At 62.3% G+C, this 24,759-nt stretch carries 24 protein-coding genes; 20 read left to right on the top strand and 4 right to left on the bottom strand.

The genetic code is table 11. The features are described from left to right. Nucleotides 1–21 precede the first annotated feature (21 nt). Nucleotides 22–540 (top strand): VOC family protein, encoded by a 519-nt coding sequence (locus PZL22_RS24890; protein WP_010967754.1) that lies wholly within the window; start codon nt 22–24, stop codon nt 538–540. A 47-nt stretch (nt 541–587) separates the two neighbouring features. Beyond that, nucleotides 588–1,604, top strand: a complete 1,017-nt coding sequence (locus PZL22_RS24885) for a zinc-dependent alcohol dehydrogenase (protein ID WP_088201115.1) — start codon at nt 588–590, stop codon at nt 1,602–1,604. A gap of 1 nt (nt 1,605) precedes the next feature. Here PZL22_RS24885 and PZL22_RS24880 read toward each other — a convergent pair whose 3' ends face one another. Continuing rightward, nucleotides 1,606–2,265 (bottom strand): TetR/AcrR family transcriptional regulator, encoded by a 660-nt coding sequence (locus PZL22_RS24880; RefSeq protein ID WP_003527031.1) that lies wholly within the window; start codon nt 2,263–2,265, stop codon nt 1,606–1,608. 255 nt (nt 2,266–2,520) lie between these two features. Between PZL22_RS24880 and PZL22_RS24875 the strand changes: the two genes are divergently transcribed. The 9 genes from PZL22_RS24875 to PZL22_RS24835 all read left to right on the top strand — a co-directional run bounded on the left by PZL22_RS24875 (nt 2,521) and on the right by PZL22_RS24835 (nt 12,277). Further along, nucleotides 2,521–3,633, top strand: coding sequence for a sugar ABC transporter substrate-binding protein (locus PZL22_RS24875; protein WP_013845509.1), 1,113 nt, complete (start codon nt 2,521–2,523; stop codon nt 3,631–3,633). 75 nt (nt 3,634–3,708) lie between these two features. Continuing rightward, entirely contained in the window at nt 3,709–4,674 is a 966-nt protein-coding gene (locus tag PZL22_RS24870; protein WP_127634195.1) for an ABC transporter permease, read from the top strand. A gap of 10 nt (nt 4,675–4,684) precedes the next feature. Further along, on the top strand, nt 4,685–6,196 hold the full coding sequence (locus tag PZL22_RS24865) for a sugar ABC transporter ATP-binding protein (RefSeq protein WP_127624860.1): 1,512 nt from the start codon (nt 4,685–4,687) through the stop codon (nt 6,194–6,196). Nucleotides 6,197–6,203: 7 nt separating this feature from the next. Next, nucleotides 6,204–7,145, top strand: coding sequence for an ABC transporter permease (locus PZL22_RS24860; RefSeq protein WP_010967749.1), 942 nt, complete (start codon nt 6,204–6,206; stop codon nt 7,143–7,145). Nucleotides 7,146–7,154: 9 nt separating this feature from the next. Beyond that, entirely contained in the window at nt 7,155–8,189 is a 1,035-nt protein-coding gene (locus PZL22_RS24855) for a zinc-dependent alcohol dehydrogenase (RefSeq protein WP_164819865.1), read from the top strand. 162 nt (nt 8,190–8,351) lie between these two features. Beyond that, nucleotides 8,352–9,848, top strand: coding sequence for an aldehyde dehydrogenase family protein (locus PZL22_RS24850; RefSeq protein WP_010967747.1), 1,497 nt, complete (start codon nt 8,352–8,354; stop codon nt 9,846–9,848). Next, nucleotides 9,848–11,443 carry a GMC family oxidoreductase gene (locus tag PZL22_RS24845; protein ID WP_088201247.1) on the top strand — a complete coding sequence of 532 codons (1,596 nt, stop codon included), beginning with the start codon at nt 9,848–9,850 and terminating at the stop codon, nt 11,441–11,443. Before PZL22_RS24850 ends, PZL22_RS24845 begins: the two co-directional genes overlap by 1 nt. A gap of 227 nt (nt 11,444–11,670) precedes the next feature. Further along, nucleotides 11,671–11,946, top strand: a complete 276-nt coding sequence (locus PZL22_RS24840) for a type II toxin-antitoxin system ParD family antitoxin (RefSeq protein ID WP_014531516.1) — start codon at nt 11,671–11,673, stop codon at nt 11,944–11,946. Further along, nucleotides 11,927–12,277 carry a type II toxin-antitoxin system RelE/ParE family toxin gene (locus tag PZL22_RS24835; RefSeq protein ID WP_201269295.1) on the top strand — a complete coding sequence of 117 codons (351 nt, stop codon included), beginning with the start codon at nt 11,927–11,929 and terminating at the stop codon, nt 12,275–12,277. The genes PZL22_RS24840 and PZL22_RS24835 overlap by 20 nt, the downstream gene beginning before the upstream one ends. Nucleotides 12,278–12,342: 65 nt before the next feature. Here the strand turns inward: PZL22_RS24835 and PZL22_RS24830 are convergent, their stop codons facing one another. Next, complete coding sequence (locus PZL22_RS24830) at nt 12,343–13,164, bottom strand: aldo/keto reductase (RefSeq protein ID WP_164819867.1); 822 nt, start codon at nt 13,162–13,164, stop codon at nt 12,343–12,345. Between the two features lie 125 nt (nt 13,165–13,289). Here PZL22_RS24830 and PZL22_RS24825 point away from each other — a divergent pair, with 125 nt between their 5' ends. Genes PZL22_RS24825 through PZL22_RS24815 form a run of 3 tightly spaced genes read left to right on the top strand, consistent with a single transcriptional unit; the run spans nt 13,290 to nt 16,900 of the window. Next, nucleotides 13,290–14,861 carry an acyl CoA:acetate/3-ketoacid CoA transferase gene (locus tag PZL22_RS24825; RefSeq protein WP_127525912.1) on the top strand — a complete coding sequence of 524 codons (1,572 nt, stop codon included), beginning with the start codon at nt 13,290–13,292 and terminating at the stop codon, nt 14,859–14,861. After that, nucleotides 14,858–15,628: an enoyl-CoA hydratase/isomerase family protein gene (locus PZL22_RS24820; protein WP_010967742.1), complete on the top strand. Its 771-nt coding sequence runs from the start codon at nt 14,858–14,860 to the stop codon at nt 15,626–15,628. Before PZL22_RS24825 ends, PZL22_RS24820 begins: the two co-directional genes overlap by 4 nt. A gap of 12 nt (nt 15,629–15,640) precedes the next feature. After that, nucleotides 15,641–16,900, top strand: coding sequence for a glycerate kinase type-2 family protein (locus PZL22_RS24815; protein ID WP_088201123.1), 1,260 nt, complete (start codon nt 15,641–15,643; stop codon nt 16,898–16,900). 114 nt (nt 16,901–17,014) lie between these two features. On the opposite strand, the gene PZL22_RS24810 is transcribed toward PZL22_RS24815, so the two are convergent. Next, complete coding sequence (locus PZL22_RS24810) at nt 17,015–18,031, bottom strand: aldo/keto reductase (RefSeq protein ID WP_127634427.1); 1,017 nt, start codon at nt 18,029–18,031, stop codon at nt 17,015–17,017. Between the two features lie 159 nt (nt 18,032–18,190). On the opposite strand from PZL22_RS24810, the gene PZL22_RS24805 reads away from it, so the two are divergent. From PZL22_RS24805 to PZL22_RS24780, 6 genes are read left to right on the top strand one after another with little or no spacing between them, the layout of a single operon-like run. Then, nucleotides 18,191–19,333, top strand: coding sequence for an acyl-CoA dehydrogenase family protein (locus PZL22_RS24805; protein ID WP_095918974.1), 1,143 nt, complete (start codon nt 18,191–18,193; stop codon nt 19,331–19,333). After that, nucleotides 19,330–20,109 carry a 3-ketoacyl-ACP reductase gene (locus PZL22_RS24800; RefSeq protein WP_095918973.1) on the top strand — a complete coding sequence of 260 codons (780 nt, stop codon included), beginning with the start codon at nt 19,330–19,332 and terminating at the stop codon, nt 20,107–20,109. The genes PZL22_RS24805 and PZL22_RS24800 overlap by 4 nt, the downstream gene beginning before the upstream one ends. 8 nt (nt 20,110–20,117) lie before the next feature. Beyond that, nucleotides 20,118–21,266, top strand: coding sequence for a dihydrodipicolinate synthase family protein (locus PZL22_RS24795; RefSeq protein ID WP_095918971.1), 1,149 nt, complete (start codon nt 20,118–20,120; stop codon nt 21,264–21,266). Nucleotide 21,267: 1 nt separating this feature from the next. After that, complete coding sequence (locus PZL22_RS24790) at nt 21,268–22,125, top strand: sugar phosphate isomerase/epimerase family protein (RefSeq protein WP_088201128.1); 858 nt, start codon at nt 21,268–21,270, stop codon at nt 22,123–22,125. Nucleotides 22,126–22,141: 16 nt separating this feature from the next. After that, nucleotides 22,142–22,891, top strand: coding sequence for an electron transfer flavoprotein subunit beta/FixA family protein (locus PZL22_RS24785; RefSeq protein ID WP_010970096.1), 750 nt, complete (start codon nt 22,142–22,144; stop codon nt 22,889–22,891). Nucleotides 22,892–22,914: 23 nt separating this feature from the next. Beyond that, entirely contained in the window at nt 22,915–23,844 is a 930-nt protein-coding gene (locus PZL22_RS24780; RefSeq protein WP_284718762.1) for an electron transfer flavoprotein subunit alpha/FixB family protein, read from the top strand. 15 nt (nt 23,845–23,859) lie between these two features. On the opposite strand, the gene PZL22_RS24775 is transcribed toward PZL22_RS24780, so the two are convergent. After that, the gene (locus tag PZL22_RS24775) at nt 23,860–24,747 is read right to left on the bottom strand and encodes a LysR family transcriptional regulator (protein ID WP_017276788.1); all 888 of its coding nucleotides are present in this window, start codon (nt 24,745–24,747) and stop codon (nt 23,860–23,862) included. Between the last annotated feature and the right edge of the window lie 12 nt (nt 24,748–24,759).

The raw sequence follows: 24,759 nt of genomic DNA, 5'->3' as shown, positions 1-24,759 counted from the left end.
CGATGACCGGGGAGGGGATCGATGAGAGTTTTCGGCATGCAGCATATCGGCTTCACCGTGCCGCATCTGGAGGAGGCGGTTCGATTCTTCGAAGCTGCCTTCGGTGCCGTGACGTGTTTGGAGACCGGACGCATCGAAGCCGACGACGCCTTCATGCAGAGAAGGCTCGGCGTGCCAGCCGGCTGCAGGATCGAGAACATAAAGGTTCTTCGAATTGGCAACGGCACCAATCTCGAACTTTTTCAATACTCGGGCGAGGAAGACGGCGAAGAGCCATTGAAGCGCAATAGTCAATCCGGCGGCTTTCACCTGGCGTTTGAGGTGGATGACTGCCACTCGGCCGCGGATCGGCTGCGGCAGGCGGGCGTCGACGTGCTGGAGGGGCCGACTTTCGTGGATGCCGGAGCGATGCAGGGTCTCACCTGGCTTTACCTGCGTGCGCCGTGGGGGCAGTTCCTCGAGCTCGTAAGCATGAACGGTGCGCTGGGCTATGAGCGGGCCGGTGGGCCGAAACAGTGGTCTCCGGTAACCGGAGAGTGATTTCATCACCGATCGCAAGAAGGCCGTCGCCACGGAAAGGAGTGCGCTTGCCCCACGAGATAACGATCCCTGCAAAGCAGACGTTCCGACTCGACCGGTATGTGGACTTGCCGCTAAACTCCGGCGAAATCCGTGGGCGGACGGTTTGTACTTTGGTCAGCCCCGGAACCGAACTCGGCTGGGCGAATGGCGATGTTTTTCCGATTCGGCCCGGCTATTCTGCCGTCTTCGAGGTGGAAGAGGTGGCGGACGGCGTGGATGGTATTCGGCCCGGTGAATTGCGTTTCGCGATGGGCATGCACCGAAGCACTCAGACGCATACGGCGCGGGACACGGTTCCATTGCCGGCCGGCTTGAGGCCCGAGATCGCCGTTCTCTCACGCCTCATGGGCGTGTCGCTCACGAGCCTCATGACGACCAAGGCCCGGCCTGGCGATCACGTCGTCATCACTGGAGCCGGCCCGGTCGGTCTTCTCGCGGCGCAGCTCTTCAAGATTTCCGGTTACCGCGTGACCGTCGTCGATCCGGATCCTCTGAGAAGGGCGCAGCTCGCCAGTTGCGGCATCTCCGATTGCCGCGAGCGTGTCCCGCTTCAGTCGTCGCTTCAGGGGCAGGTCGCGCTCGTTCTCGATTGTTCCGGCCATGAAGGGGCCGTGCTCGACGCATGCCGCATCGTTCGCCGCCTGGGCGAGGTCGTCCTGGTCGGCGTTCCATGGCGCAAGCTGACCGAGATCTCCGCGCATGAGCTTCTGAACGCGGTTTTCTTCAATCTCGTGACCTTGCGGTCGGGCTGGGAATGGGAATTGCCGGTTCATGCCCGTGCATTCGAGTGGGAGGAACTGCTGGGCGGTTACAATAACGCGCGCCACAGCGTCTTCGGAGGGTTTGCCCGGGCGCTCGACTGGCTGGCAGAGGGAAGAATCGAACTCGGCGGACTGCTGCGCCATGTTCCTCCGACCGATCCTGCCTCTCTCTACGCAGACATTGCCGCAAGACGTATCGAGGAACCGTTCATCGTCCTTGATTGGACCGATTTCGACGGACCCGACCTGAAGTCGTCGTGATCTAAGCGCAAACCATGCGCATGATGGTCTCTATGTTGAATTGAACGCGCTCTTCGAGCGCGTCTTTCGCCATCAGGTCACGCTCGAAAACGATCGAACCGGTGAAGCGGTTGGTGATGTAGTAATAGCCGATGGCCGCGATGGTGAGGTTCAGTTGGACCGGGTCGATTCCCGGCCGGAAAACCCCTTCGGAAACGCCCCGCTCCAGCAGTTCCTTGACCATGCCGACGAATTTTCGACTGGTTGCACGGACCACCTGGGACTTCTTCAAGTGCTTGGCGCGATGAAGGTTCTCGCTGTTGACCAGCGTTATGAACTCCGGGTGCTTCAGATAGTATTCCCAGGTGAAACGTACGAGCTTCTCGAGGGCAGCCTTGGGTTCAAGGTCATTGAGGTTGAGCTTTTGTTCCGCGGTCCGTATCCCGTTATAGGCGTCTTCGAGAACGGTCTGGAAGAGGTGGTCCTTGCCGTCGAAGTAGTGGTAAATCATCCGCTTGTTGGCGTTTGCCTTCTCGGCGATCACGTCCACCCTGGCGCCCCCCAATCCGTTTTTCGCGAATTCTTTCTTCGCGGCCTCGAGGATGCGCGCCTTGGTTGCTTCGGCATCGCGTAGCCGTGGCTTCCCGGCTGCTTTCGCTTTCTGTGCACTCGTCGTTCTCAAGGTCTGACCTTCACGCGTTCATGGCTTGTGTTGTCCGACTCATACACGCCTGCCGGTATAGCCGTCAAAGCCGCCTGCCGAGATGGTCGGCTTGATGAAAATATATGAAAACCCTTGACTCATGCAACACTAAACAAGTAACTAGTTAGTGCGTTAACGGTAGTGGCGGCGGAAGAAGGGTGCGGGCGGGGAATGATCATTCTCCTCCATGAAGCCGTCGGTGCCGGACACTCAACTGCATTGGGAGGAATGCGAATGTCGACATTCATCAAGAACTTCATCGAGCGTGAGACGATCAGCCGTCGTCACTTTCTGCTTGCCTCGGCCGCAGGTCTGGGGGCAGCGGTCCTGCCAAACCCGTTTGGCGGCGGCGCGCGCGCTGCATTGACGGATCCCGCGATCGCCTGGAGCTATCGCGACCGCGCTTCGGCCTATTGGAACTCGGTCGTCTCCGGCGGCGAAGCATTCGTCGAATCGCTCGGCAAGCCGAAGAGCGCGCTCGTAAGTCTGATCAACGAAGGATCATCCGAGAAATCTCTGGCCGACATCAAGGCCTTCCTTGCCAAGAACAATGGAAATTGCGCCCTGGCCTGCGATGCCAATGACAGCCCGAATGCGCGGCCGATCGTGGAGGCGGTGGCGGCTGCGGGCGGCTACATCTCCACGATCTGGAACAAGACCGATGATCTCCATCCATGGGATTTCGGCGACAACTACGTGTCGCACATGACCTGGTCGGACGAGAAGCCCGCCGAAGAAACCGCGCGCATCCTGTTCGAAGCCATGGGCGGCGAGGGCGGTGTCGTCCACCTGGGCGGCATTGCCGCCAACAACCCTGCGGTCGAGCGGCTCAACGGTCTGAAGAATGCGCTGAAGGACTTTCCCAACATCGAACTGCTCGACGCGCAGCCGGCGGACTGGGACACGCAGAAGGGCGCGGCTTTGATGTCATCCTTCCTGACCCGCTATGGCGACAGGATCAAGGGCGTGCATTGCGCCAACGACAACATCGCCTACGGCGTCATCGAGGCGCTGCGCGCCGAAGGCATCGAGGGCATGCCGATCGTGTCCTATGACGGCAATCCCGAAGCGGTGCAGATGGTCATGGACGGCCAGCTGCTCGCGACGGTCTTCACCAATCCGCACTGGGGCGGTGGCATCACGTCGGCGCTCGCCTACCATGCGGCAACCGGCAGCTTCAAGCCGTCGGAAGAGCCGAAAGAACATCGCGAGTTCTACGGACCGACCGTCCTGGTCAGCAAGAAGGATGCCGAGGAGTTCAAGGCCAAATATCTGGATTCGGTACCGAAATACGATTGGGCCGACTTCTGGGGTCCCTCGAACGGACAAATTCAGTATCGGTCCTGACCCTCTTTCCGGGGACGGCGCACAGCTGACCGTCCCCGATATTCCTATCCGAGACCCTGCGAAAGGTGCCCATCCGTGACCCGGCCCATATCGCGCGAGACCCTGATCAAATGGGCGCCCCTTCTGGTGCTCATCGCGCTTGTGATCTTCTTTACGGTTTTAAACCCGACATTCTTCTCGGCCCGCAACTTCGCGCGCATCGCCGTCGCATCCGCCCCCGCCTTGATGGTGGCCGTGGGCGTGACTTTCATCATCATCATGGGCTCGATCGACCTTTCCATGGAAGGTGTCATCTCGCTTACGGCCGTGCTCTTCTCCTTTGCCTTCATAAAGCTCGGCGGCACCTTGCTGGGCACGGCGTGGCTCGCCCTTCCGCTGATCCTGATCATAGGCGGGCTCATAGGCTTCCTGAACGGCCTGGTCCACGTCAAACTGCGGGTACCCTCGTTCATGGCGAGCCTCGCGATGGGCTTCGTCGGAACCGGCGCGGCAATTCTGATCACCGGCGGCGACATAGTGAGGGTCAGCGATCCGGCGTTCCGTGGCCTCTTGACCGTCAGATGGCTTGGCTTCCCGCTCATGGTGTACGTGGCCGCCGTATTCCTGATCGTGGCCTGGTTCATCCAGGAGCACACGAGGCTAGGCCGCAACTTCTATGCGGTCGGCGGCGGAGAAGAGCTGGCGCATGCCTCGGGCCTCGACGTCAGCCGCGTGCGGATCGCCGGCTTTGCGCTTGCAGGCGTGTTTTACGCGATCGCGGCAGTCCTCGTCGTCGCACGCATCGGTCAAGCGGAGTCGGTGACGGGTTCCAATTTCATGTTCGTATCGATCACCTCCGTCGTCGTCGGCGGAGTGGCTCTGTGGGGCGGCATCGGCGGCGTGTGGAATGCGCTGATAGGCGCCCTGATCGTCGGCGTCATCAACAACGGCATGGTGGTCATCGGTCTGCCGGATTTCCTTCAGGACGGAGTTCTGGGCCTCCTCGTCATCCTTGCCGTCGTGCTGTCGACCGATCGCAAGCTGGTCTCTTTCGTGAAGTGAGGGTGAGGACATGTACGAGCTGAAGTCCCTCGACAAGAAGTTTCCCGGCGTTCATGCGCTCAAGGCGATCGACTTCCATATCAAGCGCGGCGAAGTCGTCGGGCTGGTGGGAGAGAACGGCGCGGGAAAATCCACCCTGATGAAGGTGATCTATGGCGCCTACCAGCCCGATGGCGGGCAGATCCTCATCAACGGCGATGCCGTGCGCTTCGCGAACCCCCGCCAGGCGATGGAAAAGGGGATCGGGATGGTGTTTCAGGAGCAGTCCCTGATCCCGAACCTGACGGTGATGGAGAACATTTTTCTCGGCTACGAGCAGCAGTTCGTCCGCCTCGGCGTCATCAACTGGAAGGAGATGGCCAAGGCCGCGAAAGCACAGCTTGCGAAGGTCAAGCTGGACATCGATCCTTCGACGGTCACATCGAAACTGTCCTTCGCTCAGCGTCAGCTGGTCGAACTCGCCAAGGTCCTCACACTCGAAGAGCGGGTCGACGGCGATCTCGTCATCCTCCTCGACGAGCCCACCTCGGTCCTGTCGAAGGACGAAGTCGAGCTTCTGTTCAAGCTCGTGCGCGAGCTCGTGACCCGTGCCTCCTTCATATTCGTCTCGCACCGAATGGACGAAGTCATGGAGCTGTCGGATCGCATCTACGTGATGAAGGACGGACAGGTGGTCGACGTCGTCGAGCGGGGCGGGGGCGGAGCCGATGCCGAATCGATCCAGCACAAGATGGTCGGGCGGAACGTCGACAAGCAATATTATCGGGAGCAGCTTCAAAAGCCCTACGATCCCTCGAGAGTCCTCGTCGAAATGTCCGGCATCGACCTGCCGGGCCGCACGAAGGATATCTCGCTCAGGCTTCACGCCGGTGAGGTCCTGTGCCTCGTCGGAACCGAAGGCTCGGGCCGTGAAGCGATCCTGCGCGCAATCTACGGCATGCTCAGCCCCACCGGCGGACGCCTGAAGATCAAGGGACGGGAGGTGAGGACATATTCGCCGCGTCAATCGGTCGGCCTCGGTGTCGGATATGTTCCGCGCGAGCGCAAGATCGAGGGCATCGTGGCGGGCATGAATGTCTACGAGAACATGACCCTCTCGCAGTTGAAGAAGCATTCGACGGCGAGCGTTCTGCAGGTCGGAAAGGAGCGCGCGCTCGCGCGGGAGTGGATCAGGAAGCTCTCCATCAAGGCCCATTCCGAGCTCGCCGACTGCGGCAACCTTTCAGGCGGCAACCAGCAGAAGGTCGTTCTCGCCAAATGGCGCTCCGCGGGCGCCGATATCATGCTCCTCGATCACCCGACGCGCGGTCTCGACATCGGGGCGAAGGAGGACGTCTATGAAATGATCCGCGCCATGAGCGATGCGGGCGTCGGGATCGTCCTGGTGGCCGACACGCTCGAGGAAGCGATCGGACTCTCCCATACGATCGTCGTCGTCAAGGATGGCAGGATCCAGAAACGGTTCGATTGCGTGCCTGGCGCGAAGCCCTCCCTGTATGACCTCCTGCATTACATGATCTGAGGATAAGATGGACATACAACGCCTCAAACCGCACCTGCCCTGGATCACGCTCACGGTGCTCGTCGCCATCGTCGGCATGGCCGATCCCGGCTTTCTCAAGCCGCAAAACCTCATGAGCCTCGCAGGCGACATCGTGCCGCTCTTCATCATGGCGCTCGGCCTGACCTTCGCCATCTATATCGGAGGCATCGACCTGTCGGCCCAGTCCATGGCCAACATGGTGACCGTGATTGCCTCGGTCTACCTTGCATCGATGGGAGCCTGGGTGGCCCTTCTCTGCGTGGCCGCGGGTTTTCTGCTGGGCACCTTGTCGGGCTACATCACCACGAGGCTTTACGTTCCGTCCTTCATTTCCACTCTTGCCGTAGGCGGCGTCGCTTTTTCGGTCGCACAGTGGCTGTCCGGCCAGCGCGCGCTGAACATGGACGCGGCGCAACGCAACGAGACCTTCGGCTGGATGATCGGCCGGACATGGGGGGTCCCGAACGAACTCCTCATCGCGGCAGTGCTCCTCCTCGTCTGCCTCTTCATCGAGCGCCGGACCATTCTCGGACGGGCGCTGAAGGCCGTCGGCGCAGGCGAGCTCGCGGCCGCCGCATCGGGTTTGAACGTGGCCCGCTACAAGATACTGGCCTTTGCGATTTCCGGTGCGCTTGCGGCGATTGCCGGCCTCCTGTTCGCAGTCAAGCTGTCGGGCGGAGCGCCGACGATCGCCAACGGTTTCCTGCTGCCGGCTATCGTCGCCGTTCTCGTTGGCGGAACTCCGCTGACGGGCGGCGTGGGTGGGGTCCTCAACACGGTTATCGGCACCCTGATCGTGGCGGTCATTCGCGCCTCGATGCTCTATTTCGAGATCGATGCGACACAACAGCAGATGGTCTTCGGCATCGTCCTCATCGGCGCCATCGCCTTGACGATCGACCGGGCCAAGCTCAGGACCGTGAAGTAGGAGAGAAGGATGGCGACGATGAAAGCTGCCGTTCTCGTGGAGCCGCGCCGGTTTGAAGTCAGAGAGGTCGGCATTCCCGAGATCGGTCCAGCCGACGTCCTGATCCGCGTAACGCGGGCGGGCATATGCGGTACCGACCTCCACATATTCAACGGCCATTACGCGGCTGATCGGTTGCCGATAGTGCCTGGGCACGAGTTCTGCGGGACGATCGCCGAGATTGGCGCAAGCGTGACGCACCTCAAGACCGGGATGCGTGTGGTCGCGGACATCAATATCGGTTGCGGCAACTGCTACTGGTGCCGACGCAACGAGGTTCTGAACTGCGGCGAAGTGGAGCAGATCGGGATCGGGCGCGATGGAGCCTTTGCGCAGTATGTCGCTCTTCCCGGCCGTCTGGTGCTACCGGTGCCGGATGGGGTTCCCGAAGCAGTTCTTGCCCTCGTCGAACCGGTCGCCTGCGTCGTCCGGGCGGCGCGCAAGGCCGGTGCGGCCTTCGGTCGGTCGGGAGTGGTTCTGGGAGCGGGCCCCATCGGCAACCTGCATGTCCAGATGATGCGCCTTGTCGGCATGGCCCCGATCATTGTTGCGGATCTGTCGAGCGAGCGCTGCCGCATGGCGGTTGAGGCGGGCGCGGATGCTGCCGTATCGGAGCCGGCGGCGCTCGGGAGCAAGGTGCTGGAGATGACGGGCGGACGCGGCGCTGATATCGTCGTCGAAAGCGTCGGCAGCTCGAAGCTCTATCGCCAGGCCTTCGACCTGGTCCGCAAGGGCGGTCATGTGGCTTTCTTCGGGATTACCCCGCCAGGCGAGACCATTCCGATCGAGATACTCAAGACCGTACTCGAGGAAAACAGCCTCAAAGGCTCGGTTGCCGGAATGGGGGAGGACATGCATGACGCGTTGACGCTTCTGTCCCATGGCAGGTTCCGGACCGCGGCCTTTACCGCTGCTCACTATCCGCTCGAACGCATTCAGGAGGCCTTCGAAACGATTCCGGCAAGAACCGGGCACCTCAAGACCCAGATCCTGCTGGACGCTTAGTGCGGGATGAGGAAGTGTCTGCGCGGTTTTCCGCCGCATCCCGCTCCAGTTTTTTGAATCGATTACGACCATGACTTCAGGTCGACCGGACCTAAAGCCATCGTGGTCGAGGGCGCAGCTAACAGCAATATCCGTTTACTTACTAAAATAGGGAGGCACCCGATGGACCAGCTGAACAACTTCCTTTCCCCTCCGGCCGCCCCGCGGGATTTCGGTTTCTTCGTGGACGGCAAATGGCAAAGCGGGCATGACTTCTTCGTGCGGCACTCGCCCGGACATGGCGTTGCGGTCACCCGCACGGCAAAATGCAGCGTCGACGACCTGAATGCCGCAGTCGCCGCCGCACGCCGGGCTTTCGAGGACCGGCGTTGGTCCGGTCTCCCGGGGGGCTCTCGTGCCTCGGTACTGCTGCGGGTGGCCGAGATCCTGCGCACCCGCCGCGATGAGCTCGCCTATTGGGAGACGCTGGAAAATGGCAAACCGATCGCTCAGGCGCGCGGCGAGATCGACCACTGCATCGCCTGCTTCGAAGTAGGCGCGGGTGCAGCCCGCCTTCTGCACGGCGACAGCTTCAATTCGCTCGGAGACGGATTGTTCGGCATGGTTCTGCGCGAGCCGATCGGGGTCGTCGGGCTCATCACGCCATGGAACTTTCCTTTCCTTATCCTGTGCGAGCGCGTTCCCTTCATTCTCGCATCGGGTTGCACGATGGTCGTGAAACCGTCGGAGGTGACTTCCGCGACGACTCTCATCCTTGCCGAGGTGCTCGCCGAAGCCGGACTGCCCGACGGCGTGTATAACGTCATCACCGGCTCGGGCCGGACGATCGGCCAGGCCATGAGTGAGCATCCGGACATCGACATGCTGTCGTTCACGGGTTCGACCGCCGTTGGCCGTTCCTGCGTGCATGCGGCCGCCGACAGCAATTTCAAGAAGCTCGGCCTGGAGCTTGGAGGCAAGAACCCGATCATCGTCTTTGCCGACTCCGATCTAGAGGATGCCGCCGATGGCGCAGCTTTCGGCATCAGCTTCAATACGGGACAATGCTGCGTGTCCTCATCGCGCTTGATCGTCGAGCGATCGGTGGCGCGCGAATTCGAAGCGCTGCTTGCAGAGAAGATGAAACGTATACGCGTCGGGGACCCGCTGGACGAGACGACCCAGGTCGGCGCGATCACGACCGAAGCGCAGAACACGACCATTCTCGACTATATCGCCAAGGGCAAGACGGAAGGAGCGGAGCTCGTGACCGGGGGGACCGCCATCGATCTCGGCCGCGGGCAATACATCGCGCCCACGCTGTTTTCGGGCGTATCGCGCGAGATGGCGATCGCGCGTGACGAGATCTTCGGGCCGGTGCTTTGCTCGATGACCTTCGACACGGTCGAGCAGGCGGTCGAACTGGCAAACGACACGGTTTACGGACTGGCTGCAAGCGTCTGGACCAAGAATATCGACAAGGCCCTGACCGTCACGCGCCGCGTTCGTGCGGGCCGCTTCTGGGTCAATACCATGATGGCCGGCGGGCCGGAGATGCCGCTCGGAGGCTTCAAGCAGTCCGGTTGGGGCCGCGAAGCCGGCATGTACGGGGTCGAGGAATATACGCAGGTGAAATCGGTCCATGTCGAGATCGGCAAGCGCACGCATTGGATCTCCTGATGATGGAAGGTTTCGATTACGTCATCGTCGGCGGCGGATCGTCGGGCTGCGTTCTGGCCGCCCGCCTTTCCGAGAACCCTTCGGTGCGCGTCTGCCTGATCGAGGCGGGCGGGCGCGACCGTCACCCGTTGATCCACATGCCGGTCGGCTTCGCAAAGATGACCGCGGGGCCGATGACCTGGGGCCTGACGACCGCCCCGCAGAAACATGCAAACAACCGCGAGATTCCCTATGCCCAGGCGAGAGTGCTCGGCGGAGGGTCCTCGATCAATGCCGAGGTCTATACGCGCGGCCACCCGCGGGACTATGACCGCTGGGTGGAAGAGGGGGCCGACGGATGGAGCTTTCGGGAGGTGAAGCCTTACTTCCTGCGATCCGAGGGCAATACGATCCTCTCCGGCGAGTGGCACGGGACGGACGGTCCTCTCGGAGTCTCCAACCTTCCCGATCCGCAGCCGATGACACGGGCTTTCGTCCAGAGCTGCCAGGAACTCGGCATCCCCTATAATCCCGACTTCAACGGGCCGGTCCAGGAAGGTGCAGGGGTCTACCAGACGACGATCCGCAACAGCCGCCGTTGCTCGGCCGCTGTCGGATATTTGCGGCCGGCGCTCGCGCGCAAGAACCTCACGCTCATCACGGGTGCGCTTGTCCTGCGCATCGTGTTCCAGGGCCGCCGCGCCGTCGGCGTCGAATACTCGACCGGGGGCGCCGCGAAGATCGCCCGGGCGGAAAGCGAGGTTCTCGTCACCTCGGGTGCGATCGGAACGCCTAAGCTCATGATGCTTTCAGGCGTCGGCCCGGCCGCCTCTCTGTGGAGCCACGGTATCGACGTCGTGCAGGATATGGCGGGGGTCGGCCAGAACCTCCACGATCACTTCGGCGTGGACATCGTTGCCGAACTGAAGGGGCATGACAGCCTCGACAAGTACAACAAGTTCCACTGGATGCTCTTGGCGGGAATCGAATACGCGCTGTTCAAATCCGGGCCGGTCGCCTCGAATGTTGTGGAGGGTGGAGCCTTCTGGTACGGCGATAGGGCAAGCCCCTATCCCGACCTGCAATTCCACTTTCTTGCGGGGGCGGGAGCCGAGGCCGGGGTGCCGAGCGTCCCAAAGGGTTCCTCCGGGGTGACCTTGAATTCCTACACGGTCCGGCCGAAGTCACGGGGTTCCGTCACCCTTCGTTCTGCCGACCCCCGTGCCCTGCCGATCGTCGACCCGAACTTCCTCGATGATCCGGATGATCTCAGGATCTCCGTCGAAGGCATCAGGATCAGCAGGGAAATTTTCGGGCAGCCGTCGCTGCAGAAGTACATCAAGACGATCCGCTTCCCCGACGAGAGCGTCAGGACACAGGCCGACTTCGAGGCCTATGCGCGGCAATACGGGCGGACGTCCTACCACCCGACATGCACCTGCAAGATGGGTCGCGACGATATGTCGGTGGTCGATCCGCAGCTCCGCGTCCACGGCCTTGACGGCATCCGCATCTGCGACAGTTCGGTGATGCCCAGTCTCGTGGGCTCCAACACCAATGCGGCTACCATCATGATCGGCGAGAAGGCGGCCGATCTGATACGGGGCAACATTTGAACGCGCGGGAGCGGCGTCACCTTTCTCTGCTGACCACGCAGAGAAAGGTACGGTGGGCTAGCGTGAAATCTGCTGAAGTCCACTTTAGTCTAGCAAGCGACAGCCTAGCGCCTGGGCGTGGCCACGATCCGACGCGACGCTTGACTGCGACGCAGTAACGGATGAGTCCCGACGCAATTTGACAAGTGTGCTACTGAGTAGCATGATGGGCCAAAGGAGTTCAGCCGATGAGTGTCAAATCATCGATCTCACTGACCGATCAACAGGATGCGTTCGCCCGTTCGTTGGTAGAGAGCGGCCGGTATTCCAGCCTGAGTTCCGTCCTGCAGCAGGGCCTCGAACTGCTTCGTCAAAAGACGGAAGCGGAGGCCGTCGAAACGGCAGCGCTTCGTGAGGTGATCCAGCGTCGATTAACAGGACCGATGATTTCTGCGACGGAAATGGAAGGCCGCGTCGCGGCAATGATTGAGCGGAAGCGACGGACTGTGCGTGTGGACACTTGAATATTCTGCGGATGCCGAACGCGATTTCGAGCTGATCTTCGATCGTCTGTTCGACGCTTATGTCAAACTTGGAGATCTGCCTGACGAGGCGTTGGAGCGTAGCGCTGAACGAATCCGCAAACTGCGCCTCGAATTCGATTGTCTCGTGGATACGCCTTATATCGGGACTTTGCGGCCCGATATACATTCCGGGATCCGGTTTCTTCGGCGGGACAAGACGGCAATATGGTTTCTACCGGTAGAACGTAGCCGTACAATCATTGTGGCAGCAATTTTCTATGGTGCGCACGACCACATCAGGCATATGCTCGCACGCATGCTGGCGGAATAAAGCTCCTCCCTTCACGCCGCTTATTGGATGTTTCAGGCGTCCCACGGGCGGAGGAGGTGCGTGACCTACCGGTCCCAGTCCGGAACCCAGGGCAACACCCCGGCTTTCAGAATCCGATAGTTTGTCGCGTTCATCGCATCGATGCGCTTCATGTCGTGCGGCGAAAGCGCAAAATCCAATATCTCGAAATTCGCCCGGATATTCTCCGGCTTGGTGGACATGGTATTCATGGACACGCCCTTCTGAAGAATCCAGCGAAGCACCGTCTGGGCAGCCGTCTTGCCGTATCTTGCGCCGATCTCGGCGAAGAGCGGATGCTTGAAGACCTCGCCCCTGGCAACCGAACAGTAGGATGACAGCGCAATCTTCGTTTCTTCGGCTGCGTCGAGAAGCCGGCTCTGGTCGATAAGCGGGTGGAATTCGACCTGGTTGGTCACCAGCGGCGCCTCTACGATCGATCGTGCTTCGCGCATCATCGGGGCCGTGTAATTGGAGACGCCGATGTTGCGGGCGAGACCGATATCGAATGCCTTCTGTAGCAGCCGCAGGGATCGCGCGTTCTCACCATTGATCTCCGGCCAATGCAGCATCAGGACATCGGCCTGATCGACCCGCAAGGCCTTCAGGCTCGCCTCGACCGAAGGCAGGAATGCTTCTTCGGAATAATGATCGGGGTGCACTTTCGTGGTGATGCATAGCTCGTCGCGAGCCAGGCCGCTTTCGGCAAGCGCTTCCCCCGTCTCGGCCTCGTTGCCGTACATCTGTGCGGTGTCGAAGGCGCGGTACCCGACCGTGATGGCCTCGCGAACGGCAGCCTTCAACGGCTCGCCCTTCAGTGGGTAGGTGCCGAAGCCTCTCTGATAGCTCTTCTCGAAATAGACGCTCATCGGTCCTCCCATTGGTTGGCCAGTAAAACGAGGAGCTGAGGAAAAATGCCCTCTTGCCTCTACCGCTCATCATGCTTAAGCTATAACTGGTTAGTTACTTACGCAACAAGAAAAGGAGCCTTGGCATGGCAAAAGTGATGACCGCAAACGAGGCCGCCGGGCTGGTCAGGGACGGGGCGGTGCTGGCGGTCAATTCGTCGTCCGGCCTGGGTTGTCCCGATGAGGTTCTGAAGGCGCTCGGAGAGCGGTTCGAGTCGGAGGGACATCCGCGCGGACTGACGTCGGTTCACCCCATCGCCGCCGGAGATTTCTTCGGGACGAAGGGTGTCGATCACATCGCCAGACGAGGCATGCTGAAGAAGATCATCGGCGGTTCGTATCCTTCCGGTCCGAGCAGTGCCGAGCCGCCGCTCATCTGGCAGATGATCCTGAAGGAAGAGGTGGCCGCCTGGAACGTGCCCTCCGGCATCGTCTTCGACATGCTGAGGGAAGGTGCGGCGAAACGCCCCGGCGTGCTGACCAAGGTCGGCATCGACACCTTCGTCGATCCCGAGCAGGAGGGCTGCGCCATGAACGCCGCAGCGCGTAGCGAGCCGATCGTCAGGCGCGTGCGCTTTGCCGACGACGACTGGCTGCATTTTCCGCCCATTCAGCCCGATGTCGCGATCATCCGGGCGACGACAGCCGACGAGAGAGGCAACCTGACCTACGAGCACGAGGGGGCGACGCTCGGCGCGATGGAGATGGCGCTTGCGGCGCGCAATTCCGGCGGGATCGTCATCGCCCAGGTGAAGAGGGTCGCGGCCGAGGGAACGATGCGTCCTCACGATGTGCGCGTTCCGGGGATACTCGTCGACGTCATCGTCGAAGCGCCCGATCAATTGCAGACGACTGCGACCCCGTACGATCCTGCGATATCCGGGGAATTGTTCCGCCCGCTTCATACGTTCCGCACGCCGGCGCTGGACCCCGGCAAGGTGATCGCCCGCCGTGTGGCGCAGGAACTCAAGGCCGGCTGGGCGGTCAATATCGGGTTCGGTATTTCGGCAAACGTTCCGCGCGTGCTGATAGAGGAAGGGCATCACGGCAAGATCACCTGGGTGATCGAGCAGGGCGCCGTGGGCGGCGTGCCGCTGCTCGATTTCAAGTTCGGCTGTGCCTCCAACGCCGAGGCCTTCGTGGCCTCGCCGCATCAGTTCTGCTATTTCCAGGCGGGCGGGTTCGACTGCTCTTTGCTGTCCTTTCTTGAAATCGACGGCGAGGGTTCGGTGAATGTCAGCCGCCTCGCAGCGACACCCCACCGCACGGCCGGCGCGGGCGGTTTCGTCGACATTACTGCGCGCGCAAGGAAGATCGTTTTCTCGGGCAATTTCAACGCAGGCGCGAAAATGCGTATCGAGGACGGGCGGCTCGTCATCGACAAGGAAGGACGAATTGCGAAGATCGTCCCGAAAGTCGATCAGGTCAGTTTTTCCGGCAGGCGCGCACGCGTTCAAGGTCAGGACGTCACCTATGTGACCGAACGCTGCGTAATGAAGCTCGAGCCCGACGGGCTCGTCGTCAGCGAGGTTGCCCCCGGATTGGACCTGAGACGGGACGTTCTCGATCAGGCAGCGACGCCCCTGCGGGTAGCCGACGGCCTCAAGGAGATGGACCAGGCCCTGTTTCTTTCAACTGCGATGGGGCTAGGCCTGTGAGCGAGCCGGTTCGACTGAAAATCGGGGAAGGTGTCGCCTGGCTGACGATCAGCCGGCCGGATAAGCTGAACGCGCTTGACGGCGAAATGGTCGATGCAATCGTCCCGGCCTGTCGTGAAATCGAGCGTTCCGCGGCGAAGGTGGCGATACTGACCGGTGAGGGGGAGCGTTCGTTCTGCGCCGGCGGCGACATCGATGCCTGGAGCAATGCTTCGCCCGAGGCCTTCGGCCGCCATTGGGTGCGTGATGGCCATGCGGCCTTCGATGCTCTGGCCCGGCTCGCGGTTCCGCTGATCGCGGTGTTGAACGGGCACACATTAGGGGGCGGGCTCGAGCTCGCCGCCTGCGCCGATCTCCGGATCGCCGAGGCGCACGTCAGGATAGGGCAGCCGGAGACGGGGCTCGGAATAATTCCCGGCTGGTCCGGAACGCAGCGCGCGGTGCGAAGGTTCGGTCCGCAGCTCGTCCGGCGCATGGCGCTCTTCGGACATGTCTATGGCGCTGAGGAGGCGCTCGCTCTGGGATTGGTGGATCAGGTGGTCGCAACGGGCGAGGGGCGCGCCGCGGCGGAAATTGCAGCGGCAGGCGTAATGAAGCGATCGGCGCGCGCGACCGAACTTACGAAGATGCTCATCAACGCGGCCGAGGGAGAGGAAAGCGAGCGGGTCGTCGAAGCCTTGGCGGGTGCCGTCGCCGCCGCGTCCGACGAGCTGCAGGAAGGCTTGTCGGCCTTCCGTGAGAGGCGGCCGGCGCGGTTCGGTCAATGAACTGGAGTTTTCATGTCGCCTGAAGATCGGGACTTTCTTTCGGAATTGTTCGAAGCGGCCGTGGGGGCGGCAGACCCGAAGCTTGCGCTTCGCGCGCGATTGCCGCAGCGCCCGCGCGGGCGCACTGTCGTCGTTGGGGCGGGCAAGGGCGCGGCCCAGCTGGCGGCGGCATTCGAGAGCCTGTGGGGCGGCCTGCTCGAAGGCGTCGTCGTCACCCGCTACGGCTACGCCGTTCACTGCGATCGGATACGAGTGATCGAGGCGGCACACCCGGTTCCCGACTGCAACGGACTGATCGCCTCGCACGCGCTGTTCGAAGCCGTTCGGGGTCTGACGCCGGATGACCTCGTCGTCGCTCTTTTCTGCGGAGGAGGCTCGGCCCTGCTGCCTTGCCCGCCCGAGGAACTCGCACTCGAAGATGAAATCGCCCTGAACAGGGCACTGCTCGCAAGCGGCGCACCGATTTCCGTGATGAACGCGATTCGCAAGCAGGTCTCCCGCATAAAGGGTGGGCGGCTCGCCGCCGCCTGCCATCCGGCGAAAGTGATAAGCTTCATCGTTTCCGACGTCCCGGGCGACGACCCGGCACAGGTCGCCTCGGGACCCACCGTTCCCGACGCGACGGACCGAGCTGCTGCCCGCGCAATGAGGGATGCCTGGCGGATCGAACTGCCCGAGAGGCTCGTCGATTGGCTGAAGGGCGAGAACGGGACGGCTCCGTCGCCGAACGATCCCGTCCTTGCGGGGCACGAGGTCCAGGTTATCGCCTCGGCGCGGCTTTCGTTGGAGGCTGCCGCGGCTCGGGCCGATGCACTGGGAATTCCTGCCATCATCCTGTCGGACGCGATCGAAGGGGAGGCGCGCGACGTCGGCAAAGTCCACGCCGCAATCGCGCGCGAAGTGGTTTTGCGCAACCGCCCCTTCGAGCGTCCCGTGGTTCTGCTGTCGGGCGGTGAAACGACGGTGACGCTTCGCGGGCATGGAAGGGGAGGGCGCAATACCGAGTTCCTCCTTTCGCTTGCGATCGCAGCCGAAGGCCTGTCCTTCGCCTCACTGGCGGCAGACACCGACGGTATCGACGGTTCGGAGAGCAATGCGGGAGCGTTTGCAGACGGAAGCAGCGCCACGCGCTTGCGCGCACTCGGCAGAGATCCGGTCGCATTGCTCTCGGGCAACGACGCCTGGACTGCTTTCAATTGCCTCGAAGATCTGTTCGTGCCCGGGCCCACAGGTACCAATGTGAATGACTTCAGGGCGATTCTGGTCCGGTGAAAGGCGGCTAACCTTCTCTCCCGGCAGTGGATGCGGGGACCCTCTTCAAACGTCTTCCTCGGGCCAAAGCCCGAGAAAGACGATCGGAGAGGGCGCAATCTCTCTTGAGTCGCCTCACGCGGGGATCGGAGCATCCTCGCGCAGGAGCCCCTTGGACTTGAGTTCCGTCCAGAACCCAGCCGGAATCGGGTGGCTGAACCAGGAAAGGTTCTGGCGCAGCTGTTCGATCGTCCGTGTGCCAGCCATGAAGGAGGGAACGGCCGGGTGCGCGACCACGAATTGGAGTGCGGCTGCCCCAAGGAGCACATCATGTGTCCTGCACACCGCCTCGATTCGCGCCACCTTCTCCAATATGGCCTTCGGCGCCGGTGCGTAATTGTATTTCGCACCTTCCCTCGCCCCCGTTGCCAGGATCCCTGAGTTGAAGCCTCCGCCGACGACCACGGCTGCGCCTCGCTCTTCACAAAGAGGCAGGAATTCCTCGAGTGCGTCCTGTTCGAGAAGCGTATAGCGCCCAGCAAGCAGGAAACAGTCGAAATCCCGCTGCTTCAACGCCTCGTGACACACCTCCCATTCGTTGACACCGACCCCGATCGCCTTGACCAGGCCTTCCGACCGGAGTTTCTCGAGCGCCCGCCAGGTCCCGTCCATGGCCTGGCCGAATACTTCGGGCTGCTCGCTTCCCCGCGTGAAAACGTCGATGTCGTGGATGAGGCAGATATCCATCCGTTCCAGGCCCAGCCTCTGCAGGCTGTCTTCGAAGGAGCGCATCGTGCCGTCATAGCTGTAGTCGAAGCGCATGCTGAAGGGCGCGGCGTTCACCCAGGGGGCAAAGTCGATCGTCGATCGCTTGGCGGGCGTCAGCAACCGGCCGACCTTCGATGAAAGCACGTATTCGTCCCGATCCCTCCAGCGCAGGCCCTGGCCGGTACGAAGTTCGGCCAGGCCATGCCCGTACATGGGCGCGGTATCGAAGAAGCGCACGCCCGCATCCCAGGCGAGCTCAAACATGGATTGCGACGTCTCTTCGTCGATTTCACGGAAGATGTTGCCGAGCGGCGCTGTCCCGAACCCGAATGCGGTGACGTCGAGGTCCACGCGGCCGAACTTCCGTTTCTCTCCCGGATGCATTCGCAAATCTCCTCATGTAAGTAACTGGATGGTGCATAATACGCGCGGCGACGGCCGGTGCGCAAGCCTCGTCGTGGTGCGATCGGCGATTTTCCGGCTTGACCGTTTGCCGCATCCCGATGTATGTAACTGGATAGTTACTGAATGCGGGATAAGTCTATGTATCTAACGGAAATACAGGAGCAGGCGCGTGATATGGCGCGCGCGTTCGCCGACGAAGTGATCCGGCCGATGGCGGAGTCTCTCGACCGCGAGGAACGTTTCCCCGCAGAACTTTACGGGGAAATGGCGAAGCTCGGATTGTTCGGTATCGGCGTTCCCGAACACCTCGGCGGACCGGGCTTCGATACGCTGACCTATGCGGTCGTGATGGAGGAGCTCAGCCGCGGTTATGCGTCGGTTGCCGATCAGTGCGGGCTGGTGGAGCTGATCTCCACACTGCTCGTCCGTCACGGGACCGAAGGTCAGCAACGCATGCTCCCCGACGTTCTGAACATGAGCGCCAAGGTCGCTTACTGCATCACAGAGCCCGAGGCCGGAACCGACGTATCGGGCATTCGGACGACGGCGGAACGCGACGGCGACGGCTGGATGCTTAACGGCGGCAAGATCTGGATCCATAACGCGCCCGTTGCCGATGTCGGTTTCGTTCTGGCGAGGACCGACAAGGAGGCCGGCAACCGCGGCATGTCGATCTTTATCGTCGATCTCAATTCCGCAGGGGTCGAGAGAGGTCCGAAAGAGCACAAGATGGGCCAGAGAGCCAGCCAGGTGGGAGCGTTGACCTTCACCGATGTGCGCCTGCCGGGCGGTGCTCTGCTGGGCCAGGAGGGCCGCGGTTTCCACATGATGATGTCCGTTCTCGACAAAGGCCGCGTGGGCATCGCCGCACTCGCCGTCGGCATCGCCCAGGCGGGGCTGGAGGCGGCGGTGGACTATGCCGGGACACGCAAGCAGTTCGGCAAGGCCATTTCCGATTTCCAGGGCGTGCAGTGGCTTCTCGCCGACATGGCAAAGGACATCGAAGCCGCGCGTCTTCTCGTCCATTCGGCCGCCTCGAAGATCGACCGGGGCCTGGACGCGACGAAGGCCTGCTCGATCGCAAAATGTTTCGCCGGGGACATGGCCGTTCAGCGCACCGCCGACGCGGTCCAAGTCTTCGGCGGGTCGGGCTATATCCGCGGCTTCGAAGTCGAGCGGCTCTATCGTGACGCAAAGATCACCCAGATCTACGAAGGCACGAACCAGATCCAGCGGATGATCATTGCGCGTGAACTTCTGAAGAAGGGGGCAAGGGCGTGAGTAATCCGACCGCGAAACCCGTGGCACTGGTGACGGGCTCGTCACGCGGTATCGGTCTTGCCGCTGCCGAAGCCCTGGCGCGGGAAGGGTTCTCCGTCGCAATCAACGGGCTGACGGCCGACGACGAATTGGCGGCCGCTGCCGCACGCGTCTCCAGGCACGGAGCGCCGGTGATCGCGGTGGCCTTCGACGTCGCAGACTTGGCTGCTCACGAGGCGGCGCTCACGAAGATCGAGGCGGAGCTCGGCCCGCTCACGACACTCGTCAACAATGCCGGGGTTGGCGTTCTGAAGCGCGGCGACCTCCTCGATGTGACGGAAGAGAGCTGGGATCGTTGCCTCACGGTGAATGCCAAGGCGATGTTCTTTCTGAGCCAGGTTTTCGCGCGCCGACTTCTGGCTCGGGAGCGAAGCCCGCTTTTCCACTCGATCGTCAACGTCACTTCGTCGAATTCCGTGGCGGTCGCCGTTCAGCGCTCGGAATATTGCGCCTCCAAGGCGGCGGCGTCGATGGTGTCCAAGGCGCTCGCGGTCCGCCTTGGGCGGGAAAACGTCGCTGTTTACGACGTCCAGCCCGGCCTGATCGCCACCGAAATGACCGCTCCGGTGATCGACTCCTATCGAGAGCGTGCGGAGCAGGGGCTGACACTTTTTCCGCGCGTCGGAGAGCCCGAGGAGGTCGGGGCCGTGATTGCCTCGCTCGCCTCCGGCAGGCTCCCCTACACGACAGGACAGACGATCTCGGCAGATGCCGGCATGCTCCTTCCGCGATTTTGAGGTCTCCAATGAAAATTGCTCTTCCCGATGCCGAAGGCAGGCTGGCCGAATACAGGCTTTCAGGCAACGCGATAGCGGGCGCGGCCCTCGGTCCCGATCGTGCTCGTGTCGTCTATTCCGCCGCGCATGTCGTGGCAGACCCGTTCACCGCCAACGAGCCCTCAGGACGGGCGACCGTCGACTGGCCGAAGACGCTGGAGTTCCGCCGCTATCTTGCGGGGCTTGGGCTCGGGATCGCCGAGGCCATGGACACGGCACAGCGCGGCATGGGTCTGGACTGGGCGGGCGCCCTGGAACTCATTCGCCGCACGAAGGCCGAGCTGCCGGACGCGCTGGTTGCGAACGGCTGCGGAACCGACCACCTGGACCTTTCCAGATCCCACAGCATCGACGACGTGAGACGTGCCTATCTCGATCAGGTCGAAGCGGTACAGAAGCTGGGCGGGCGGATCATCCTGATGGCGTCGAGGGCTCTGGTTCGGGCGGCCAGGGGGCCGGACGATTACATCAGCGTCTATTCCGACGTGCTCGATGCCTGTGACCACCCGGTCATCCTGCACTGGCTGGGCGACATGTTCGACCCGCAGCTTGCCGGATATTGGGGTGGCCAGACATTCGAGCCCGCGATGCAGACGGCGTTGGCCGTCATCGGAGCGAACGTCCGCAAGGTCGACGGCATAAAGATTTCCCTGCTCGACAAGGACAAGGAAATCGTTATGCGCCGGCTGCTGCCGGCGGGCGTCAGGATGTATACCGGCGACGACTTCAACTATCCGGAACTGATCGAGGGGGACGAGCAGGGCTTTTCGCACGCACTTCTCGGCATCTTCGATCCGCTCGCACCGGCTGCCGCCTTTGCGGTGCAGAGACTTGGCGAGGGCGACGTTAGCGCGTTCCGCGCGACATTGGATCCGACAGTGCCGCTGGCGCGGCTGATCTTCCGGGCGCCGACGCAACACTACAAGACGGGCGTGGTCTTCCTGGCTTGGCTGAACGGCTTTCAGGATCACTTCGTGATGCTGAACGGCGCGCAGGCGATGCGGCCGCTTCCCTATTTCACCGAGGTTTTCAGGCTCGCGGATCAATGCGGTCTGCTTCGCGATCCGGAAGTGGCCGTCACCCGCATGAAGCGCCTCCTCGCAGTCTACGGAGTCTGAGATGAGGGACTTCTCTTCGGACCACTCGGCCCTCGCACTGAACACGGCGAGCCTCGGCCACAACCTCGAGGGCCACGGTGCGGGTTGGACGAGCGAACAGGTCATCGATGCCTGTGCCGAGCGCGGTTTCGGGAGCATCGTGTTCTGGCGGCGCGAGATCGGTGAACGCGCCGTGAAGATCGGCGAACGGGTTCGTTCTGCCGGGCTGACCGTGGCGGGTCTGTGCCGGACCCCCTTTCTGGTAGGCACCCAGGCGACGGATGTCGAAAGCATCATGGACGATTTCAAGAGGTCGATCGACATGGCGGCAGCCTTGGGGGCTCCGGTCTTAACGATTGTCGTCGGAGGCGTGCATCCGGGGACCAAAGGGGTTGCCGAGAGCCTGAAGATCGTGGCGGACCGCGTTGCCGAAGCCGCTCCCTGTGCACAAGCAAGCGGCGTGAAACTGGCGCTGGAGCCACTCAATCCCGTCTACGCCGGCAACCGGTCGTGCCTCACGACGCTGCGCGATGCCGTGGACCTTTGCGATCGCATAGCTGCCCCGAATGTCGGTATAGCCGTGGATGTCTACCATGTCTGGTGGGACACGGAGCTTGACCGGCAGTTGAAGCGTGCCGGCGCCGAGCGAATCTACGGCTATCACCTCTGCGACTGGCTCGCCGAAACGAATGACGTGCTTCTCGACCGCGGCATGATGGGCGACGGCGTCGCCGATCTCAAGGCGATCCGTTCATTCGTTGAAGGCGCCGGCTATCGCGGCCCTTGCGAGGTCGAGATCTTCTCCGCGAACGACTGGTGGAAACGCGATCCCGGCGAGGTGCTGGACGTGATGGTCGAGCGTTTCCGCAACTGTTGCTGACAGAGAGTAGGAATCCATGAAAATACTTGTGACGGTGAAACGGGTGGTCGACTACAACGTCAAGATCCGGGTCAAAGCGGATGGATCGGGCGTCGAGCTTGCCAATGTGAAGATGTCGATGAACCCGTTCGACGAGATCTCGGTCGAAGAGGCGCTGCGGCTGAAGGAAGCCGGCAAGGCGAGTGAAGTGGTGGTCGTGTCGATCGGCCCGGCCAAGGCGGAAGAGACGCTCAGGACCGCGCTCGCCATGGGCGCCGACCGGGCGATCCTGGTCGAGACGGAGGACCAGGTCGAGCCGCTCGCCGTCGCCAAGATCGTCAAGGGCGTGGCCGAGGCCGAACAGCCGGGGCTGATCATCGTCGGCAAGCAGGCGATCGACGACGATTCCAACCAGACCGGCCAGATGCTGTCGGCATTGCTCGGCTGGGCCCAGGGCACCTTTGCCTCCAAGGTCGAGATCGGCGACGGCAAGGTCAACGTCACCCGCGAGGTCGACGGCGGCCTGCAGACGGTCGAACTGAAGCTGCCGGCGGTGGTCACCACCGATCTCAGGCTCAACGAACCGCGCTATGCCTCGCTGCCGAACATCATGAAGGCGAAGAAGAAGCCGCTCGACAAGAAGACCCCGGCCGACTTCGGCGTCGACACCAGCCCGCGGCTGAAAGTCTTGAAGACGGAAGAGCCGTCCGGCCGCAAGGCCGGCGTCAAGGTGAAGACGGTCGCCGAGCTCGTCGAGAAGCTCAAGACCGAAGCCGGCGTGCTTTAAGTTCAGGAAAGGGAGATATCATCATGGCCATTCTGCTTCTGGCTGACCACGACAACAGCCACCTTTCCGACCAGACGGCGAAGGCACTGACGGCGGCAGCGAAGATCGGCGGCGACGTGCATGTGCTGGTTGCCGGTCAGAACGTCAAAGGCATCGCCGAACAAGCCTCCAAGCTCTCGGGCGTCGCCAAGGTGCTGGTCGCCGAGGACGCCTCGCTCGCCAACAATCTCGCCGAGCCGCTGGCGGCCCTGATCGTTTCGCTCGCCGGCAATTACGACACCGTCGTTGCCGCCGCCACCTCGGTCGGCAAGAACGTCATGCCGCGGGTCGCAGCCCTTCTCGACGTCGCCCAGGTTTCGGAGATCATCGAGGTCGTCTCGTCCGACACGTACCGGCGGCCGATCTATGCCGGCAACGCCATCCAGACGGTGCAGACGAGCGAGCCGAAGAAGGTGATCACCGTGCGCACCGCCTCCTTTGCCGCCGCTCAAGAAGGCGGCTCGGCACCGGTCGAGACGGTTGCCGCCGCGGCGGATCCGGGCCTTTCCGCCCATGTTTCCGATGCCCTGTCGTCCTCCGACCGGCCGGAACTGACCTCGGCGAAGATCATCATCTCCGGCGGCCGGGCGCTCGGCTCCTCGGAGAAGTTCAAGGAAGTCATCCTGCCGGTTGCCGACAAGCTCGGCGCCGCCGTCGGCGCCTCCCGCGCCGCCGTCGATGCCGGCTATGCGCCGAACGACTGGCAGGTCGGCCAGACCGGCAAGGTGGTCGCCCCGGACCTCTACATCGCCTGCGGCATTTCCGGTGCGATCCAGCACCTCGCCGGCATGAAGGACAGCAAGGTGATCGTCGCCATCAACAAGGACGAGGAAGCGCCGATCTTCCAGGTCGCCGACTACGGCCTCGTCGCCGATCTCTTCGAAGTCCTGCCGGAACTCGAAAAGGCGCTTTGAGGCGAGCATGGCCAATCAGGATCTGCCGGAGAGCTCGAACTGGCAGTGGCTGAAGAAGGCCCGGACGGTCTCGTTGTCCTTCAGGAAGTGCGCCGTCCCGAAATAGATGGGAACAGGCGTGAGGCTCAGCAGCTCCACCCGGGTTATCGTGTCGTCGTCCGGTCCGACGGACCAGGTAGGCAAGATGGAAAAGCCGAGGCCTTCGCTGACATAGCGCTTGATGCTGACGCTTGACGAAACCGAGATCAGCGGCTCGACGACCGCACCCTTGCTGCTGAGGAAACCGGTGGCGATGTCCCTTATTATCTGTCCCGGTTCATGCGAAACGAAAGGACGACCGCGGGCCCATTCGGGAATATCTCCCTCGGCGGGAGCGGGTCCCCAGGTTCGGGGATAGACGAGCGAAAGGCTGTAGCGGCCGATCAACTGCTGGATCACGACAGCGTCGCCAAAGTGCCGCTCCGCAATGAATATGTCGAGGCTGCCCTGGCGGACCAGATCGGACAGGGCGGTGTCACGCTCGTAGACGACAAGCTCCACGTCAGGGCGGCTTTCATGGAATTTCCGGACGACCCTGGGAAAGAGATCATGGAAGATTCCCTGCGGCATGCCGATCCGCAGCACCGGACGCTGGCTCTCCATCAGTCGCGTCAGACGCGTCAGCATGATGTCGAATTCCGGGCGGATAAGCTCGTAAAGCGCAAGTCCCCGAGGTGTCAGTCCCACACGCCGTGCCCCGCGCTCGGCTACAACCAGCCGCTCTCCGAGGAGGTGTTCCAGCCGCCGGATATGGTTCGCCACGGATGGATGGCTGAGATTGAGCTCCCGGGCCGCGGCGGAATAGGAGCCGGTCCGTCCGAGCTGGTAGAACGTCTGGACAAGTGAGAGGCTGATGCTGGGCAAGTGGCGGTTCCG

This window comes from Ensifer meliloti (genome assembly GCF_030064585.1).
GTDB classification, from domain to species: Bacteria; Pseudomonadota; Alphaproteobacteria; order Rhizobiales; family Rhizobiaceae; genus Sinorhizobium; species Sinorhizobium meliloti.
This window is presented reverse-complemented; position numbering and strand designations above follow the sequence as displayed.

What these genes read in the sequence shown, in the direction of transcription:
- PZL22_RS24845 (WP_088201247.1), top strand. Translation starts at nt 9,848, where the DNA reads ATGATGGAAGGTTTCGATTACGTCATCGTCGGCGGCGGATCGTCGGGC.
- PZL22_RS24865 (WP_127624860.1), top strand. Translation starts at nt 4,685, where the DNA reads ATGTACGAGCTGAAGTCCCTCGACAAGAAGTTTCCCGGCGTTCATGCG.
- PZL22_RS24805 (WP_095918974.1), top strand. Translation starts at nt 18,191, where the DNA reads ATGTATCTAACGGAAATACAGGAGCAGGCGCGTGATATGGCGCGCGCG.
- PZL22_RS24785 (WP_010970096.1), top strand. Translation starts at nt 22,142, where the DNA reads ATGAAAATACTTGTGACGGTGAAACGGGTGGTCGACTACAACGTCAAG.
- PZL22_RS24890 (WP_010967754.1), top strand. Translation starts at nt 22, where the DNA reads ATGAGAGTTTTCGGCATGCAGCATATCGGCTTCACCGTGCCGCATCTG.
- PZL22_RS24815 (WP_088201123.1), top strand. Translation starts at nt 15,641, where the DNA reads ATGTCGCCTGAAGATCGGGACTTTCTTTCGGAATTGTTCGAAGCGGCC.
- PZL22_RS24875 (WP_013845509.1), top strand. Translation starts at nt 2,521, where the DNA reads ATGTCGACATTCATCAAGAACTTCATCGAGCGTGAGACGATCAGCCGT.
- PZL22_RS24790 (WP_088201128.1), top strand. Translation starts at nt 21,268, where the DNA reads ATGAGGGACTTCTCTTCGGACCACTCGGCCCTCGCACTGAACACGGCG.
- PZL22_RS24795 (WP_095918971.1), top strand. Translation starts at nt 20,118, where the DNA reads ATGAAAATTGCTCTTCCCGATGCCGAAGGCAGGCTGGCCGAATACAGG.
- PZL22_RS24855 (WP_164819865.1), top strand. Translation starts at nt 7,155, where the DNA reads ATGGCGACGATGAAAGCTGCCGTTCTCGTGGAGCCGCGCCGGTTTGAA.
- PZL22_RS24825 (WP_127525912.1), top strand. Translation starts at nt 13,290, where the DNA reads ATGGCAAAAGTGATGACCGCAAACGAGGCCGCCGGGCTGGTCAGGGAC.
- PZL22_RS24810 (WP_127634427.1), bottom strand. Translation starts at nt 18,031, where the DNA reads ATGCATCCGGGAGAGAAACGGAAGTTCGGCCGCGTGGACCTCGACGTC.
- PZL22_RS24850 (WP_010967747.1), top strand. Translation starts at nt 8,352, where the DNA reads ATGGACCAGCTGAACAACTTCCTTTCCCCTCCGGCCGCCCCGCGGGAT.
- PZL22_RS24860 (WP_010967749.1), top strand. Translation starts at nt 6,204, where the DNA reads ATGGACATACAACGCCTCAAACCGCACCTGCCCTGGATCACGCTCACG.
- PZL22_RS24830 (WP_164819867.1), bottom strand. Translation starts at nt 13,164, where the DNA reads ATGAGCGTCTATTTCGAGAAGAGCTATCAGAGAGGCTTCGGCACCTAC.
- PZL22_RS24840 (WP_014531516.1), top strand. Translation starts at nt 11,671, where the DNA reads ATGAGTGTCAAATCATCGATCTCACTGACCGATCAACAGGATGCGTTC.
- PZL22_RS24780 (WP_284718762.1), top strand. Translation starts at nt 22,915, where the DNA reads ATGGCCATTCTGCTTCTGGCTGACCACGACAACAGCCACCTTTCCGAC.